The organism is Dyadobacter jiangsuensis, from assembly GCF_003014695.1.
In the GTDB taxonomy this organism is placed as follows: Bacteria; Bacteroidota; Bacteroidia; order Cytophagales; family Spirosomataceae; genus Dyadobacter; species Dyadobacter jiangsuensis.
In genome coordinates this window covers 281282-299535 of sequence record NZ_PYAS01000009.1, presented here as the reverse complement: position 1 = coordinate 299535, position 18254 = coordinate 281282, and the positions used below count along the sequence as shown (strand labels likewise).

The 18254-nt window shown below is 48.8% G+C and carries 15 protein-coding genes; 5 read left to right on the top strand and 10 right to left on the bottom strand.

The window, feature by feature from the left end; genetic code table 11:
* The first annotated feature begins 88 nt into the window (after positions 1 to 88).
* On the top strand, positions 89 to 1855 hold the full coding sequence (gene sppA / locus CLV60_RS19910) for a signal peptide peptidase SppA (RefSeq protein ID WP_106597115.1): 1767 nt from the start codon (positions 89 to 91) through the stop codon (positions 1853 to 1855).
* A gap of 56 nt (positions 1856 to 1911) precedes the next feature.
* Here the strand turns inward: sppA and CLV60_RS19905 are convergent, their stop codons facing one another.
* The 4 genes from CLV60_RS19905 to metH form a co-directional block, all read right to left on the bottom strand.
* Positions 1912 to 2835 carry a YihY/virulence factor BrkB family protein gene (locus tag CLV60_RS19905; RefSeq protein ID WP_106597114.1) on the bottom strand — a complete coding sequence of 308 codons (924 nt, stop codon included), beginning with the start codon at positions 2833 to 2835 and terminating at the stop codon, positions 1912 to 1914.
* Positions 2836 to 2998: 163 nt separating this feature from the next.
* Positions 2999 to 4237 (bottom strand): NupC/NupG family nucleoside CNT transporter, encoded by a 1239-nt coding sequence (locus tag CLV60_RS19900; protein WP_106597113.1) that lies wholly within the window; start codon positions 4235 to 4237, stop codon positions 2999 to 3001.
* A 95-nt stretch (positions 4238 to 4332) separates the two neighbouring features.
* The gene (locus tag CLV60_RS19895; RefSeq protein WP_106597112.1) at positions 4333 to 4884 is read right to left on the bottom strand and encodes a nuclear transport factor 2 family protein; all 552 of its coding nucleotides are present in this window, start codon (positions 4882 to 4884) and stop codon (positions 4333 to 4335) included.
* Between the two features lie 199 nt (positions 4885 to 5083).
* Positions 5084 to 8908 carry a methionine synthase gene (metH, locus tag CLV60_RS19890; RefSeq protein ID WP_106597111.1) on the bottom strand — a complete coding sequence of 1275 codons (3825 nt, stop codon included), beginning with the start codon at positions 8906 to 8908 and terminating at the stop codon, positions 5084 to 5086.
* A gap of 189 nt (positions 8909 to 9097) precedes the next feature.
* Between metH and CLV60_RS19885 the strand changes: the two genes are divergently transcribed.
* Positions 9098 to 9574 carry an Lrp/AsnC family transcriptional regulator gene (locus CLV60_RS19885; RefSeq protein ID WP_106597110.1) on the top strand — a complete coding sequence of 159 codons (477 nt, stop codon included), beginning with the start codon at positions 9098 to 9100 and terminating at the stop codon, positions 9572 to 9574.
* 74 nt (positions 9575 to 9648) lie between these two features.
* Here the strand turns inward: CLV60_RS19885 and CLV60_RS19880 are convergent, their stop codons facing one another.
* Complete coding sequence (locus tag CLV60_RS19880; protein WP_170118826.1) at positions 9649 to 10266, bottom strand: PepSY-like domain-containing protein; 618 nt, start codon at positions 10264 to 10266, stop codon at positions 9649 to 9651.
* Positions 10267 to 10487: 221 nt separating this feature from the next.
* Between CLV60_RS19880 and CLV60_RS19875 the strand changes: the two genes are divergently transcribed.
* From CLV60_RS19875 to CLV60_RS19865, 3 genes are all read left to right on the top strand, one after another.
* The gene (locus tag CLV60_RS19875; RefSeq protein ID WP_106597108.1) at positions 10488 to 11102 is read left to right on the top strand and encodes an RNA polymerase sigma factor; all 615 of its coding nucleotides are present in this window, start codon (positions 10488 to 10490) and stop codon (positions 11100 to 11102) included.
* Positions 11103 to 11187: 85 nt separating this feature from the next.
* Positions 11188 to 12585 carry a hypothetical protein gene (locus CLV60_RS19870; protein WP_229211055.1) on the top strand — a complete coding sequence of 466 codons (1398 nt, stop codon included), beginning with the start codon at positions 11188 to 11190 and terminating at the stop codon, positions 12583 to 12585.
* Between the two features lie 92 nt (positions 12586 to 12677).
* Positions 12678 to 13562, top strand: coding sequence for a Ppx/GppA phosphatase family protein (locus tag CLV60_RS19865; RefSeq protein ID WP_106597199.1), 885 nt, complete (start codon positions 12678 to 12680; stop codon positions 13560 to 13562).
* Between the two features lie 43 nt (positions 13563 to 13605).
* Here the strand turns inward: CLV60_RS19865 and CLV60_RS19860 are convergent, their stop codons facing one another.
* From CLV60_RS19860 to CLV60_RS19845, 5 genes are all read right to left on the bottom strand, one after another.
* Positions 13606 to 13974 carry an SxtJ family membrane protein gene (locus CLV60_RS19860; protein WP_106597198.1) on the bottom strand — a complete coding sequence of 123 codons (369 nt, stop codon included), beginning with the start codon at positions 13972 to 13974 and terminating at the stop codon, positions 13606 to 13608.
* A 100-nt stretch (positions 13975 to 14074) separates the two neighbouring features.
* Positions 14075 to 14224 (bottom strand): DUF5989 family protein, encoded by a 150-nt coding sequence (locus tag CLV60_RS34285; protein WP_015812275.1) that lies wholly within the window; start codon positions 14222 to 14224, stop codon positions 14075 to 14077.
* A 74-nt stretch (positions 14225 to 14298) separates the two neighbouring features.
* A complete protein-coding gene (locus CLV60_RS19855) occupies positions 14299 to 15420 on the bottom strand; it encodes an SGNH/GDSL hydrolase family protein (protein WP_106597106.1) in 1122 nt (373 codons plus the stop codon).
* 27 nt (positions 15421 to 15447) lie between these two features.
* Positions 15448 to 17313, bottom strand: a complete 1866-nt coding sequence (locus tag CLV60_RS19850) for a carbamoyltransferase family protein (RefSeq protein WP_106597105.1) — start codon at positions 17311 to 17313, stop codon at positions 15448 to 15450.
* Positions 17314 to 17578: 265 nt separating this feature from the next.
* Complete coding sequence (locus CLV60_RS19845; protein ID WP_106597104.1) at positions 17579 to 17962, bottom strand: acyl-CoA thioesterase; 384 nt, start codon at positions 17960 to 17962, stop codon at positions 17579 to 17581.
* Positions 17963 to 18254 lie beyond the last annotated feature (292 nt).

Genomic DNA, 18254 nt, shown 5'->3' with positions numbered 1-18254 from the left:
ACATTATTTCCTCCACAAACCGCGACAATTAATACGTAATTTTGTTCCTTGATCAACTTATAGAGAAGAAATCCATTTGCAATAGATTATGTTACAATTCTTTAAATATGTCCTCGCGACAATCGTAGGCCTTATCCTCTTCATGGTCCTCTCCCTTTTTATCCTGGGTGGCATCGGTGCGATGTTTTCTTCGGATGAAAAAGTGACGATTTCTGACAAATCCGTGCTCAAACTAGACCTTAATCAGCCTATCAGCGAAGTGGGTGTCGATAATCCGCTGTCGGAATTTGGGTTGCCTTTCACCGGTGAAGAAACAGTGGTAGGATTGAAGGACATTCTCGACGCGTTGAAAAGCGCTCAGAAAGACGATAAGATCAAAGGCATTTACCTGAAAACAGAAGGCCCGGAAGCAGGCTGGGCAACGTTGGAAGAAATCCGGAACCAGCTTTTGGAATTCAAAAAATCGAAGAAATTCGTCGTCACCTACGGCGAAAGCTACTCCGAAAAAGGCTACTACATCGCCTCCGTGGCCGACAAGATCTACCTCAATCCCGCGGGTGGCATCGAGTGGAACGGACTCTCGGCGGAATACAGCTTCTTCAAAGGCACATTTGATAAACTCGAAATCAAGCCATTGGTATTCAGGGTAGGCGAATTCAAGAGTGCAATTGAAATGTTCTCGCGCCAGGACATGAGCGAGGCCAGCAAAAAACAGTCCATTGAACTGATCGGCGCGATCAATAACAACTTCCTGAAAAACATCTCTGCTTCCCGTGATGTTCCGGTAGATCAGCTCAAAAATCTCGCTGATTCACTGGCCGTTGAAAACCCAAAATCCGCATTGAAATACAAATTTGTTACCCACCTGGGTTATCAGGATGAACTGGAAACCGCATTGAAAAAGGAATTGAAAGTGGATGCGGATAAGTCGATTTCCTACCTAGGCGTAAGTAAGTACCTCGACGGGGCCAGCACAGCTGAAAAAGGCGATTTCAACAAGCGCATCGGCGTACTTGTGGCAGAGGGTGAAATCACCAGCGGCGACGGTGGCGACGAGAATATCGGCTCCGACAAGTTTGTTAAAGAATTGAAAGAGATCCGTGAAAACGACAAAATCAAAGCGGTTGTGATCCGCATTAACTCGCCCGGCGGCAGTGCATTGGCCTCGGATGTGATGTGGCACGAGATTCAGATTACGGCTAAAAAGAAACCGGTGATTGCATCGATGTCCGACGTAGCTGCTTCGGGCGGGTACTATATGGCGATGGGTTGCGATACCATTGTGGCCCAGCCTAATACAATTACCGGTTCTATCGGTATTTTCGGGTTGATCTTCAATGTAACCGACTTCATGAACAACAAACTGGGTATTACCTTCGATGGCGTCGGCACCAGCCCGCACGCCGACTGGCCTACCGCTACCCGCGAAATGACCGAGTTCGAAAAGTCGATGATCCAGAAAAGCGTCAACGAAGGCTACGAAACATTTACACGCAAAGCTGCCGAAGGCCGTAAAATGCCGGTTGAAAAGCTGAAAAGTCTCGCACAGGGCCGGGTATGGTCGGGCGTAGAGGCCAAGCAAAATGGACTTGTGGACGTGTTGGGCGGGGTGGATGATGCGATCAAAATTGCCGCAAAAGCTGCCAAACTCAATGAAGGCGACTATCGTGTGCGCTATTATCCCGAGAAAAAACGTCCGTTAGACGAAATGATCGACAAATTCCTGGGAAGTAATGAGGAAAAGGCCACCAACAAGGCATTGGGCGACCTCGCTCCCTATGTCAAAATGTATCAAAAACTGATGAATATGGGTGGTATGCAAACTCGCATGCCTTTCGAGCTGGTTATTCGCTAGATACCGGTTAGCATGTTAAAGTAAGAGGCCCGCACAGCATTGCATGCGGGCCTTTTTTAGTCTGTGATTTTGACGCCCGTTTTCCGGTCCAATTCCTGCCGAACGATCAACACGGCATGTTTGTTAGGCGCGATCGCTACGCCATCGAGGCGCGCGTAGACTTTCGTAAACTCAGCTCCGAAATAGAGGATAATCGACGAGTAGTAAATCCAGGTCAGTAGAATTACGATCGATGCGGACGTACCGTAGGCCGCGCCGAGGTCGGATTGTCCGAGGTAGAAACTAATGATAAATTTCCCGATCAGGAATAAAATCGCCGTAAATGCGGCACCGACGAGGCATTCTTTCCACCGTAGATCCCCATCGGGCAATACTTTGAATATTACCGTAAACAATGCGGTAATAATTGAAAGCACCAATGCGAGGTTTACAATATAAAAAACGACGACCGACGCCTCGGAAAACAGTGATTCCAATCGCGAGCTCAACACATCCACCACAGCGCTCGCACCCAACGAAACTACCAGCAAAAAGCCCAGCGTGAGGATCAGGGAAAAAGAAATCAGCCTGTTTTTCAGGTATTGTAACCAGCCCTTTTTCGGTTTGGCTTTGATAGCCCATATAAAATTGATGGAATCCTGCATTTCCGCGAACACCCCCGTAGCACCGACCAGCAATGTACCGATGCCTATCGCCGCCGCCATTCCGGACTTGTTCGACAGCTCGGCATTTTTCAGGATTTCCTGTAACTGAGAAGCGGCGGAAGCGCCTACCAGCCCGCTGATTTGCCCGAATAACTCGCCTTGGATCGCGTCCCTTCCAAAAAAAATACTGAACACCGAAATAATTACGAGCAACATAGGCGCCAGGGAAAATATGGTGTAATACGAAAGCGCGGCACTCAGCTTCATACCGTTATCGTTCAAAAATTCAGTGAAGCTATCTTGGAGTAAAGACCAGAAGAGTTTAATGTGTTTCATTGTATAATGTGTTGATAAGGTTTTTCAGATGCTGATAGCCTGCAGGTAAAAACTTTTATGCCAAACCGGGCTGTACCTATTGTTCGGGCAACCTCCTAAAACAGGAAAAGAGCAACCAATGTGCTCTTTTCATGTCTTTTCGAATAATATTTCACTTCCGCTTTTACAAAAGCAAACCTGCAAGTGTAGCCGACATATAAGACGCCAGCGTACCGGAGATTAATGCCTTGAACCCAAGTCGCGCCAAGTCGGCCCGTCGTGAAGGGGCTAGCTCGCCGATACCACCCACTTGAATGGCGATGGAGCTGAAATTGGCAAAACCACACAACGCGAAGCTGGTAATCACAATGGTTTTATGGTCGAGCGTGTCTCTCAATTTTACCATATCCAGGTAAGCCACAAATTCATTGATTACCATTTTGGTACCCATCAATGAGCCCGCAGCTTCGATATCCTTAGCCGGGACACCCATGGCCCATGCAAAAATGGAGAATACCTTACCCAGGATAAAGTTGAAGCTCAACTGTGGAAATGAGAAAATACCACCGATGTAACCCAGCAAATAGTCGAGCAATGCAACGAGCGCAATAAAGCCGATCAGCATGGCAATCACATTGAAGCCTACTTTGAGACCTTCTCCCGCTCCCGCGGCGATCGCATCCAGCAGGTTGGCGTGCGTTTTCTGAATTTCCAGCTTCACCATTCCCTTCGTATCCGATTTATCGGTTTCAGGAAACACAATTTTAGAAATAACCAATGCCCCTGGTGCGGCCATCAAACTCGCCGCGATCAGGTACGGCGCCGGTACGCCCAAAGAAATGTACACAGCCATTACGCCACCTGCAATACAGGCAAAACTTCCGGTCATGGAGGCCATGAGCTCGGAATTGGTCATGTTTTTCAGATATGGCTTGATCATAATCTGCGCTTCAACCTGCCCTACAAACGTGCTCGCCACATTGGAGAGCGCTTCCGCGCCGCTCACGCCCATGAGCCAGTACACAGCCCGCGCGATAACTGACACGACGCGCTGCATAATGCCCAAATGGTAGAGCATATTCACCAGCACCGCCACAAAAATGATCGTTGGAATAACCTTGAAGAAGAAAACGAAATCGTTGCCCGGCCCGAACGCGCGTTGCATTAATTCAGGCCGCACCAGCGTACCGAAAACGAAATCGGCACCTTTATCGGAGAAGGAGAGCAGCTTTTGAACCTTTTCCCCCAGCCATTGAAAGACTCGCTGACCAATGTCGGTTCGGAGGATAAAGACTGCGAGCCCGAATTGCAGGCCCAGGCCAACGGCGACCGTGCGGTAATTAATGGCCTTTCTGTTGTTCGACATCGCAAATGCAATGCCCAGGATCAATATGATACCCAGCAATCCTGTAAATCTCTCCATGCGTAGTTTGTTGTCACTTTTTAACCAAAGGTGCAAAATAACAACAAATTAGTCGCATGGCGGCAACTAACCTAAAATATCAGGAAGAGAGGCAATTATTTAGAAGTTTTGTCTGATTTTACGTCAGTTGGGAAGGAGTCGGCCTGGCGATGAGCGATTTTCCAGACGTTGTTTTCTTTCCGGAACAGGACTGTAACGTGCAAATCTGCTTTGCGACCGTCGGCGAAGCGATAATGCTCTTTCTGAATCAGGTAACCTTGTGTGCTACCTTCCTGGCTGGCGACTTCTTCGTAAGTGTACGTTACATCTTTCGCAGGGACCGATCCGGTGTTGTTCAAACTTGCTTCTACCGCCTTCCAGCCTTTTGAATCCAGGTTTTCAGCACCGCCGAACAAAGTAACATCGTCCTGATGCGACCATAACGATTTCAAGAATGCCGGATTACCTTTCGCCATTTCGAGATTGGCCTTGTGAAGGTCGGCAACCGCAGCGTCCAGAGAGGACACTGCAATGGCCTTGGGTGATTGTTGTTTGCTGTCATAACCTGCGGTAATGACTGGCAGCGTGTTTTCCCTTGTCATGCTCCTGTATTTAAAGGACGATGCCAGCAGGATCAGGAGGATAAAAACAGAGATATTTCTTTTCATGGCTAATAAACTATTAAGTTCTCACTTAAGTCATGCAAATATCAGGCGGTTCTCTACAAAAAAATAGCGTATAAATACCTGATTACGACACGGCATACCACCTAATTACGCCCTTTTGTAAAAATTAGTATGTTTTGGGCACAAAAAAAGAGAATAGTAACGAACTATTCTCTTTTTGCACTTTTTAAATAATACTATCTTAATATGCAAGCACCGGCGAAAGCCATTTCTCGATTTCCTCTACCGGCATGTTTTTGCGCCTCGCATAATCTTCGACCTGATCCTTGTGAATCTTGCCAACCGGGAAGTAACGGCTCTCCGGATGCGAGAAATACCAGCCGCTGACACTGCTAGCAGGGTACATGGCGAAGCTCTCCGTAAGCGTAATACCGAGCTCTTCCGCACCCAGCAAATCGAACAAATGGCGTTTTTCGGTGTGATCCGGACAGGCGGGGTAACCCGGAGCCGGACGAATGCCACTATAATCTTCTTTGATCAGCTGCTCGTTGGTGAAGCTTTCCGTTTTGGCATATCCCCACAATTCCTTGCGCACTTTTTCGTGCATCAATTCTGCCAGGGCTTCCACCAGGCGGTCGGCCAGCGCCTTGATCATGATACTGTTGTAATCGTCATGATCCTTTTCATATTTCTCTAACAATGCCTCTATGCCCACGCCAGCAGTTACCGCGAAACCGCCTATGTAATCCGTATGACCCGATTCCAGCGGAGCCACGAAATCCGACAAGCAATAGTTAGGCAGGTTAGCCGCTTTCTGACTTTGCTGGCGCAAATGGTGCAATACAGCTGCCGTATCCGCTACCAGCTCACCCGCATTCAGGTTTTCTACACCTTGCTGACTGATTTTGTATTCAATATGCTGGTGCGAGCCGTGGCGTTCGCAAGGCACTTCTTTCGTCTCTTCACTAAAATGGTGCAGCACGATATCGTCCTGGATCGAGTTGGCCGGCCAGAAACCTACTACCGCACGCGCTTTTAGGGTTTTGTCACGAATGATTTCACCCAACAGCACCGCAGCGTCTTCGTACAGCTTCATGGCTTCCTTACCTACAACCGCATCATCAAAAATTTTCGGGTATTTCCCGTGCAGCTGCCAGGTCTGGAAGAACGGCGTCCAGTCGATATATTTAGAAATGTCGGCCAGATCATAATCATCGTACACACGCGTGCCCAGGAACTGCGGCTTCACGGCCTGGAAGCCAGTCCAGTCGATTTTCGCTTTGTTGTCTCTCGCATTACCAATAGCGACATGCGCTTTTTCACCGCCGCGTTTGGAGTGATCGTCGCGCAGCTTGGCATATTCTGCCTTGATATCTGCCAACACTTCCGCCTGGCTTTGCTCGCTCTGGATCAGCTTGCCGGCAACCGGTACCGAACGCGACGCATCGAGCACGTGAATAACTGGCCCGGAGTAGTTCGGATCGATTTTCACAGCCGTGTGAATGCGGGAAGTTGTCGCACCACCAATCAGCAACGGCATTTTCATGCTTCGGCGCTCCATTTCTTTGGCAACACCTACCATTTCGTCCAGCGACGGCGTGATAAGTCCCGAAAGACCGATAATATCCACATTATGCTCCTGCGCCGCGGCAAGGATCTTATCGGTCGGCACCATTACGCCGAGGTCGATGATCTCGTAGTTGTTACATCCGAGCACCACCCCCACGATGTTCTTGCCGATGTCATGCACGTCACCTTTTACAGTCGCCAGCAGGATTTTGCCAGCCGAAGAACCGCCCTCCTGTTTTTCAGCTTCAATAAATGGTTGCAAGTAGGCGACGGCTTTCTTCATCACACGCGCCGATTTCACCACTTGAGGAAGGAACATTTTACCTTCACCAAACAAGTCGCCGACGATGCTCATACCATCCATCAAAGGGCCCTCGATCACTTCCAGCGGGCGGTCGAACAGCAAGCGGCATTCCTCCGTATCTTCATCTACATAATCAGCAATACCTTTCACCAATGCGTGGGCCATGCGTTCCTTCACGGGAAGCTGTCTCCACGAAAGGTCCGGACCGGTTTGCGTTTTACCTTTATCTTTTACGGTTTCTGCATAACTTACCAAACGTTCGGTAGCATCCGCGCGACGGTTAAGCAATACATCTTCCACCAGTTCCAAAACATCTTTCGGAATTTCATCATAAATACCGATCTGGCCGGCATTCACAATACCCATATCCATTCCCGCCTTGATCGCGTGGTAAAGGAATGCGGTGTGAATAGCCTCACGAACCGGCTCATTACCCCGGAAACTGAATGACACGTTGGACACACCACCCGACACTTTCGCGTGCGGAAGGTTTTCCTTAATCCACGCTACGCTTTTGATAAAATCGACGGCGTAGTTGTTATGCTCCTCCATTCCCGTTGCGACGGTCAGGATGTTGGGGTCAAAAATGATATCCTCGGCCGGGAAACCTACCTCGTCTACCAGAATGCGGTAAGCACGTTCGCAGATTTCAATGCGGCGTTCGTAGTTATCGGCCTGCCCTTTTTCATCAAAAGCCATTACTACCGTAGCAGCGCCATAGCGCAATACAGTCCGTGCCGATTCCTTGAATTTCTCTTCACCCTCTTTGAGCGAAATCGAGTTCACGATGGATTTGCCCTGCACGCATTTCAGACCCGATTCGATCACCTCCCATTTGGAAGAGTCGATCATCAAAGGCACTTTGGAAATATCAGGCTCGGATGCGATCAGGTTCACAAATGTCTTCATCGCCTCCACGCCGTCGATCATACCTTCGTCCAGGTTCACGTCGATTACCTGCGCGCCGCTTTCCACCTGCTCACGCGCGATGGTCAGGGCTTCGTCGTATTTGCTTTCGCGGATCAGGCGGGCAAATTTCTTCGAGCCGGTCACGTTACAGCGCTCACCGATGTTCACAAAATTGGTCAGCGCATTGATTTTCACGGGCTCCAAGCCCGACAGTTTCATCACCGTTTCCGAAGCCGGCAACGGGCGCGGGCTGTGCTTCCCTGCGATGTCCGCAATCACACGAATGTGATCGGGTGTAGTACCGCAGCAACCGCCGATGATATTGACCAGGTTATCCCTCAAAAACCCGTCAATGATCTCGCCCATTTGCTCCGGCGTCTGGTCATACTCCCCCATTTCGTTCGGCAATCCCGCATTCGGGTGCGCAGAAGTGTAGAAAGGCGATTCCTTGGCCATAATCTGCACATAAGGGCGCATCAAATCCGCTCCCAATGCACAGTTCAGACCCACTGACAACAATGGTAAATGCGATACCGAAGTCAGGAATGCCTCGGTGGTTTGTCCCGAAAGCGTACGTCCCGAAGCATCGGTGATCGTTCCCGAAATCATGATCGGCAATGCCTGCCCCGGCTCAATCCGCCACGATTCGAGGTGGGGTACCTTACCCGCTTTCGCATCCACAAAGAACTGATCAATTGCGAAAAGCGCCGCCTTTGCATTCAGTGTATCAAAAATCGTTTCCACGAGCAGCACGTCGCAGCCACCGTCGGTCAGGCCTTTTACCTGCTCATAATAGGCTTCCACGAGTTGGTCGAAGCTAATGGCGCGAAAACCGGGGTTGTTCACATCCGGCGAAAGTGATGCTGTACGGTTAGTTGGACCAATCGAACCAGCCACAAAACGTGGCTTGTGCGGCTCACGAGCGGTAAATTCGTCGGCTACCTCGCGTGCCAGTCGTGCGGATTCGTAGTTGAGTTCATACACGATCTCCTCCATGCCGTAGTCGGCCATGGCAATGGTCGTTCCTGAAAATGTATTGGTTTCGGCAATGTCTGCCCCTGCCGCGAAATAGGCGGCGTGAATTTCTTTAATAATGTCCGGACGTGTCAGCGAAAGCAGGTCGTTATTCCCCTTCACATCGTGCGGCCAGTCTGCGAACCGTTCTCCCCGGTAGTCGTGATCCTGCAATTTGTACCGCTGGATCATCGTACCCATAGCGCCATCCAGTACCAGAATACGGTTTTTAAGAATTTCGCGGATATCTGCTTTTTGAGTTGCTACCATAAGTGTTTTAAATGTCTGATTATCATTTCGCCGGAAAAGCATAGCGCTTCTGAACTGACAAATTTAAGCCAATAGATGTTTTGTTCAATAAAATCAAAAAATTCAGACTAAAAGTCTGGCAGTTTCACCTAACCTAAATTATTTATCTATATTCGAAGCCATCTCGGAGTGAATAAAGATATTCTATCTATGCATAATCTGGACGATATTGACGCCAAAATCCTGCATTTGCTGCAACAGGACGCGACTTTGAAAACACGTGAGCTGTCGGAAAAGTTGAACCTCTCCTACACGCCCGTGTACGAACGCGTACGTAGGCTGGAAAAGGAAGGGATCATCAAAAAGTATGTCGCGCTGGTCGACCGGGAGAAAGTAGGAAAGAAACTGATGGCCTTCTGTAATATTGCTTTGAAGGAACATTCGAAGGTAATGGGGGAGAAATTCGTGAAAGCCGTTTCGGCGATGGGTGAGGTAATGGAATGCTTCAATATCTCCGGCGATTATGATTTTCTGCTGAAAGTGGTGGTGGACGATATGTCGCAGTATCAGCAGTTTTTAATGCAAAAGCTGGGGTCACTGGAAAACATCGGCAGCACGCACAGCCTGTTTGTGATGGGGGAAATCAAAAACTCGTCGGCGCTGGAAATGCTACCGTCCAAAAAATAAATACGGCCCCGGAAAATCCAGCACCGTATTCCAACTCACCCCTAACAAAATATCGTTACGATCTCTGCGATCGGTTAATGTCTCTTGTGTGGACGCCCAAATGCAGGCTTGTCCAGTTCTTTATTAAATGACCCATCGGCATTAAAAAGCAGTATTTTCACTTTACTATCCACCAGAATACCCACGTAGTATTCACCGGCGTCGTTGGTTGCGGCAAGTTTGATCTCGGCTCCTGAGTAGTTGGAAGTAATGTATGAAGTAACATTCGCAGGCAATGCGCTCACTTCGATCTTCGTGAGTTTTGCTTTCTGCACGTGCTGTTTAAGCTCTGCTTTAAATGTTCCGTTTGCGTCAAATAGCAATCCTTTGACCGCGCCGTCGGCCAGTGTAATAGCCACCACGATTTTTCCTGATTGATCCTTTGCAGCGTATTTGATTTCAGCACCTGCGTAGGCGCTATCAATGTAAGCAGTTACCGCCGCAGGCAAATCTGCCGTGGCCACTTCCGTAAGCTTTCCTTTACATCTTCCCAACGTCACAGAGTCCGTTTCCACCGCGAGTCTTGCGGCCGATTCAACCACACTTTCGAAATCACTCGCCTCAGTTTCGGGGCTCAACGACTCGCTATTCTTCTGACAGCCTACGAACCAGATGCCTGCCAGCACCACCAGTAAAAGTGAAACTTTTTTCATGATATACCCACGGGTTTTTGTGAAAGTATCAAACTGTTTTCTGCCTTTACGCCCCCTCCAATGCCCGCGTTGCATGCCTGACGCATTTTTTTGTGATTTTTTTCAAGGCAGCTTCCATTTCCGAACCAGGAAAACTTTTCGTAAATTTTTGCAACAGAATGGACCCCAGGCACGTATTCGAATGTGAGAAATTCTATCCCTGACAATTTGATACCCTGACTTTGCTTTTTAGAAGAAAAATATCTTTTAACGAAAACGACTTTGAGTCGGTGGTAGCGGCATGTATTGCCGGGGATAACCAGGCACAGCGGTATTTGTATAAACAGTTCTTCGGCTATTCAAAAAGCATTTGTCTGCGGTACACGTCGTCGACGGAAGAGGCCGAGGAAGTTTTAAATGAAGGTTTTTTAAAAGTATTTAACAACCTGGGAAAGTACGATGCCAACCACCCTTTCAAGGCATGGCTGCGTACCATTATGGTGAACACGGCGATCAGCTACTACCGCAAGCACAAGAAGCACACGGAGGATGTGATCGCCCTGGAAGACGCCCCTTATCCCAAATTCGATGAAGATGTAATAGGCCAGATCACTGCTGAGGAAATACTGGAACTGATCCAACAGATCAAACCGGTTTATAAGAATGTATTTTTGTTATACGTGGTGGATGGTTACAATCATCGTGAGATAGCAGACCTGCTGCAAATCAATGAGGCAACGGTAAGATCGCATTATGTGCGTGCCCGGGCTCGCTTGCAGCATTTGATCAAACAATATTACCCACATCTCTTCCCAAGTGATTGGGCTGTCAAGTCATTCAGAGGCAATGAAAACTAATAGATTTGAAAATACTATACGCCGAAAATTAGAGAGTATTGAACCGGACTTTCAAGAGCAGGACTGGGCCCGTATGCAAAAATACATGCAGACGCACACGCCTCCGTCTTTCTTGCAACAATACGGTTCGTGGATCGGGTACGCCGCCGCCGCCTCAGTGACGTCGGTGATGGCATATATGTACGTCAACCAGCTCTCTCAGAACGACCATCTCGTGCGGGATGTAAAGAATCTCCAGAGTCAGATCGAGCTGATCCGCAACCAGCCGGCGCCTGTTGCGAAGGCCGACACTGTGTACGTCCTGCAAACCGCACCGGACGGACAGAGCCTTCAGGCTTCGTTGCAGCCTCTGAATTACCGCCGAAACTTGTCCCAAAATGGTGTACAGCAGGATTTGGGTCAGATCAATCTGGCCGATACTGAGCCGGTACGTTCGACTTCTAACGCGGAACCCGGAGCCGTCGAAAACATCCCGGATCCGGCTAATACGCGTAAAAAAGTAACCTACCAGGCCGACAAATCCAGTGAATCGCTGGCAGCGGCTCAGCCTGCCAAAGAAGCAATCATCACAGGACCGAATGCTGCGGGCAACGCGAACACCATAGATGCTAATGCGGGTCAAATGCCGAAAACACCTTCCAATGTGGCCGCCGGCAAAACATTCGGCAGTGAATTCAGCATTGCCTCCATCAGTAATCCGGTTGAAATGCACGCCGGCATTTCCCTTCAACGGAAAATGCATTATGAGCTGGCCAGCAAGCTTACGGCACGGCAAGTGCAAAAGGCTCTCTTTGCCAATAATATGCAAATTGCCAAGGCACCAGTAAATACCAAAAAGACGGAACAGGTTGCCCAGACGGAAAGTGTCATTCCAAAATTGCCTTTGAAAACGCCTTACCGCTTCGGTGCAGGTTACCAGATCGAGGGCAACGGCCAGGGTAAAACAGTACTGGGAGAGGTGATTATCAAAAAGAAATTCTCGATCGCGGCAGGCATTACCTGGTTGAAAGTAAAACCGGCTGAATTCTTCACCGAAACGGTGTTCAGAACCAAGGCCCGCGCTGATTTCAAGGAGACACACCCGGGACAGGTCCCGCTCATTTTTCAATTGTATAATATCAAAATTGACCAGAATGTGGTTCAGATACCACTTACACTGGCATTCCGCAATACGATCAAGGACGATTGGGCCTATTATGCAAGTGTCGGGACAAACTTCAAAGTGTCGTCCAAAGAGACAATTTCATACGATTGCCGCGGGCCCAAAAATGAATTTTTCAGTCAGAGCTTCACCAAAAAAGGAGACGTTTCCCCTATTACTTCGATGAATTTCGCCGTGGGAATCGAGAAATCGTGGCACCCGATCGTGGTGCAGGCCGAAGGTTACTGGGTCAACTATTTCAAACCGCTTTCACCACTCAGGCAGAGCGCGGGTCCCGGGGTGAAAGTGAAGCTATTGTACCAGATAGGCCGTCAAATGTAGCTTTTCCCTATGAAGTTTCGCGGGCAGGATATTGAAACTTGTCCGCGAAATTTTATTTTTGGCCTTTATTAACTCCCCTACTAGACGAGCTTTTGAAATTCGCAGCCATAGATATCGGTTCCAATGGTGCCCGTATGCAGATCTCATCCGTCTTGCATGACGAAGGCATTTCCCGTTTCAAGAAGGTCGAATATGTCCGGTTCCCGCTTCGCCTCGGACACGACGTTTTTACCCAGGGACGCATTACCCCGCAAAGCGAAGACCGCATGATGAAGCTCATGCTGGCTTACCAGTTGCTGATGGAACTCCACGAGGTCGATGACTTTATGGCCTGCTCCACATCCGCCATGCGCGAAGCAGCCAATGGGCAGGAAGTCCGTGACCACATCGAGACCCGCACCGGCATCCATATCCAGATCATCGACGGACAAAAAGAAGCCGAATTGGTGAACAATGTCGTGGTGCAATCGCTGGGAGACGGCCAATACATCCACATTGATGTAGGCGGCGGCAGTACCGAGTTGAACTTGTATCAGGATAGGCAGAAGATTAAGGCCAAATCGTTCAAGCTGGGTTCTGTTCGCCTTTTGGAAGGAAAAGAATCCAAAAATGCCTGGCTGAAAATCAAGGAATGGATCAACCAGAATGTCGATTACAGCCAGCCTATTCAAGCGGTGGGAACGGGAGGTAATATCAATAAGCTCTTCGATCTCTCTTCCAAACTCACCGAAAGCTCCACCAGCCTCGAAGAAATCCAGCGGATGCGGGATTACATCGATCAGTTCTCTCTCGCCGACCGCATTAATAAACTGCAACTGAACCCCGACCGCGCGGACGTAATCGTACCTGCGGGCGACATTTATACTTCCGCAATGCGCTGGGCAGGCGCAGACGTCATTCACGTACCCGACCTGGGCCTGAAAGACGGTATGCTTCAACTGCTCTACGAACGCGCATGCCGCAAAAAAAAGGCCTGATAACAGGCCTTTTTTTTGCATTTAAATATTTCACTTTCCGGCATTACCAGACCTGTTCCAGGTCCTTCGCCGAGTATTTGTGGTTTCTTTCCGTAAACACGCTATCCGTATCTTCTTTCTTCAAATGAAGCGGGTTTTTCTTGGTAAGCTTGGCAATGACCGCAACAGGGAACAAAACGACGAAGAATACCAGCGACAAAAGGATTTTACCGTTAATCGCACCCAGTACTTCCGCGATCTTGTACCAGCCTTTCACCACCAGATCACCAAAAACCGGGATAGCCAGACTGCATACGCCTATCACAGCGGCAGCGATCAGGAAATAGGGATATTGCGATTTAAAAATGAAGTATAGCACCACAAGCCCGGTGACGATCACCAGCTGCGCTTTAATTTTTTCTGATTCACTCATTTTAATAAAGTAGTATGTTATAGGCAGCAATGCGTTCTGCATTGCTGCCGGGCGAAGTTTCAGACAAGAACCGGATTGATCTGCGTTGTGCTGAAAGAAATCAGAACAAAGTGTAGATGAAAGGCGCAACAGCCGAACCACCACCAATCACGATCAATACGCCGATCAGAAGCAGAACGATGATCACAGGAGCGAGCCACCATTTCTTACGCTCCTTCATAAATGCAAATAAATCAGTTAAGAAATCCATCTTATAGAGTGTTTAAAAATTCAAATTTAGAACTTAATTACTTTTCTGCACACTTCTAACCCGTTAATTCTGAGTTATCGTTTGCCCATTGCCTGGTAAAGCCTGTCGGCTATCAGCTGGTTGAGGGTTGCGCTGCCGTGGCCGTCGTTCTTGCCCACAACACGCTCTTTTTCCGGAATTTTAACCACCCCGTCGTTGATCCCCACTACCGTCACATTATTGGCTTTCAGGTAGTCTTCCACCGGCTTGGTATACCCCGCACTTTTATCGACCTGAAACAGGAACGGAATGAAAACGGCGTACATCTGCGCTTTCGTACTGTCGCGGTAAGCGAGCATTCCGGAAAGGTCCCGCAAATGCGCATTTAGTACTGTGGTGTCGGTGTAGGCGGTTTGCACAAATTTCTCAAAAGTGCTGAAACCGGTGTGCGGTAGTTGCCAGTAAATGAAATTCGGCAAATAGAAGCGTTTTACAATCGTCGCCATCGGGCCTTTCAGGTCGGCATAAGGTTCTGCACCAGTCAGGGTGAGACCTTTTTCGCGACCTACCTTTTCGATATCATTCGGAAAATATTCCAGAATAATGATATCGGGTTTTACAGGAAAATCCTGCAACCGTTTCACCTCGTCACGCGTGTCCGCGCCCGACATTCCAAGGTTGTAAATCGTGTATTTATCCGGCCCAAGTTTAGCTTCGAGCATATTCGAAAAACGCTCATTCACATCTTTCAAACCATGCCCTGCCGCAAATGAATCACCGATGACGAGAACTTTCTTCTTGCCCGGCTCATTCTGGACTTCCTTATCGTGATAACCGAGCGCATTCACCGGGTGCCAGTATTTTTCCCACCAGATCTGCGATGCTTTCGAAAGCACGCCCTCATGGCTTTGCGGCACGTACATGAACACGATTTCAAGGAAAATCAACACGACGACCAGCGGCGTAATGATCGTTACGATATTGGCAACCAGCCCCTTGGCCTTGCTTTTTACTACGCCATAATAGAAAATGCGCAGGATCTCGATGATCAGTAAAAACCAGAATGCAAATTTGGCCAGACGTACGTGCCAGCTATCGCTCTGAGGGTAACCCGGATAATCGAATTTGATGTGAAACTTGTCCGGGTAGAACAGGAACATAAACAGCAATCCCAGAAAAAGGATGCGGATAATGCTGGTAACAATTTTAGATGCCATCAGTTTGGGTGCGCTATAAATAATGGATTAGTCAAGAACGAATTCTTCCTTCCAGTTATCTTTTTCCAGCCATTCGGGCTGCTGCTTTTTGTCAAAAATATAGTTCCCTACTACGAGATAATCCATTTCCGTGCGCATGAAGCAGCGATATGCATCATTCGGCGTGCACACGATCGGCTCCCCGCGTACGTTGAAACTCGTATTCACGATCACCGCGTAGCCCGTCAATGCCTTGAACGAGTCGATCAGGTCGTAGTAACGCGGATTGGTTTCCTTGTGTACCGTCTGGATACGTGCCGAGTAATCGATGTGGGTGATCGAAGGCAGGTCGGAGCGCTCGAAGTAGAGTTTTTCGCGCAAATCCAGCGAGCCGTAATTCGCCGGTACCGGCTTTCTGCGGCTTTCCGCCACCGGATGCACCAGGAGCATATAAGGTGAAATACCGTCGTAATCGAAATAATCCTGGCAATCCTCCGCCAGTACCGAAGGCGCAAACGGCCGGAACGATTCGCGGTACTTGATCTTCAAATTGAGTTTTTTCTGCATTTCGGCATTCCGGGGATCGCCCAAAATGCTTCGACCACCCAATGCACGCGGCCCGAACTCCATCCGACCCTGCACCCAGCCTACCACATTGCCTTCCGACAACAGCCTTGCAGCTTCTTGCGTGAGGTCTTTGAAGTTCTCGTAATGCGTATAAACAGCCTTGTACTTCTTCGCCGTGAGCGCCACGTCGAGGTCGGAGAATGTAGGCCCCAGGTAGGATCCGCGCATGGCGTCGGCCGTCCAGGTGATCTTCCTGTCCTGACCAAAATAAATATGGTATGCAGCTTGTGCCGCACCCAGCGCACCTCCCGCATCACCGGCAGCCGGCTGGATGAAGATGTCTTTAAAAATGTTCGCTTTTTGCAGCTTACCGTTGGATACGCAGTTCAATGCCACACCGCCGGCCATACACAGGTAATCGGCACCGGTGAGGCGTTTGGCTTCTTTGGCCATTCTCACCACTGCTTCTTCCGTGATATTCTGGATCGCGAGGCCGAGGTTACAATGCACCGCCTCGAGCGCATCCTCGGGCCTCCGGGTTTTGAATCCGAACAAGGCCTCCCACTTATGCTCATTCACCATTTTCAGGCCGGTAGCATAGTCGAAATACTCCTGGTTAAGCCAAACCGAACCGTCTTCTTTCAGGTCAATGAGGTCTTTCAGGATAATTTCTTCGTAACGCTTAATGTCCGGCGACGAAGGATCACCGTACGGCGCGAGGCCCATCAGCTTGTATTCTCCCGAGTTTACGCGGAAACCCAGGAAGTAGGTAAATGCGGAATAAAGCAACCCGAGCGAATGCGGGAAGCGCAGTTCTTTGAGAATGCTGATATCTTTTCCTTCGCCGAGACAAATCGACGCCGTCGCCCATTCTCCCACTCCATCGATCGTCAGGATCGCCGATTTTTCGTAAGGCGAAGGATAATATGCGCTGGCAGCGTGTGAGAGGTGGTGCTCGGGGAAGAGCATTTTCACCTTTTTCTTCTTTTTATCGTAGCCCAGCTTTTCCAGCTCTTCGTTGATGAGCCGTTTCAGGAACATCTTTTCCTTGATCCACACGGGCATCGCAGTCAGGAACGACCGTACGCCCTTGGGCGCAAATGCGTAGTAGGTTTCGAGGAGTCTTTCAAATTTGAGAAGTGGTTTGTCGTAAAAGACGATTGCATCGAGCTCGTTAATGGACAAACCGCCGTATTCAAGGCAAAACGCAACTGCATTGGAGGGAAAACCGGGGTCGTGCTTCTTGCGTGTAAAACGCTCTTCCTGTGCTGCGGCAACAATTTCGCCATTATCTATAAGAGCCGCGGCCGAATCATGATAGAAAGCCGAGATACCTAAAATTTTCATTAAAGCGTGATTAGAATAATGTGTACAGTTTTGTCTTACACCGTTCAAAAGGCGTGCAAGATAAGCATTTTGAACAAGGCTGCAACCGGGCACCGTCGGCTAATTACCCCTATAATGTTATTAAACGGTTCGGAATCAATCAAATAAATAGCGCGGATAATGAAATGTTAACAGATTACACGACGGCCCCGTATTTAAATGATTAATTATGAACCACTTCGAATGTGCTGCTGATTTGCCACACAATTCGGTGCCGTATGATAAATTATACAATTTTGGTAGGCTTATGGTGCTCATCGAGCGCCACAAAGGTAAATATCCCGGTCACCGCTTTCTCCCGGCTTACCTCGTACATCTTTTCCACAAAAATATCGACGCGAACCTTCATACTGGTATTTCCGACGGTCTCGACGCGCCCCACCAGCTCGATAATGGTCCCCGCGGGAATGGGGTGTGTGAAATCGATACGGTCGGACGATACCGTTACACATCGCAACCGTGAAAACCGTGTGGCAGCGATGAAAGCAACTTCATCCATCATCGACAGCGCCGTACCGCCGAAAAGAGTGTCGTAATGATTGGTGTTATTAGGGAAAACGGTTTTAAAAACGCGGGTTTCCGAGGCGGTGATTTTTTCTTCGAGTGTCAAAATGAAACGTTTTAATGGTACTGGCGTCGGTCGGGTATGGTCATTTATTGTCAGGTATTGTCATTCGTAGTCAGGTATTGTCATTTGTGGTCAAGTGTTGTCATGAATAGTCAGGTGTTGTCAGGTGTTGTCAAGAATGGTCAGGTATAGTCATTAATGGTCAGGCGTTGTCATTTCTGATTAATGCACAAGACAATATCTGACCATACATGACAACACATGACCACCCATGACCACACTTGACAACACATGACCACACTTGACAACACCTGACCACACTTGACAACGCCTG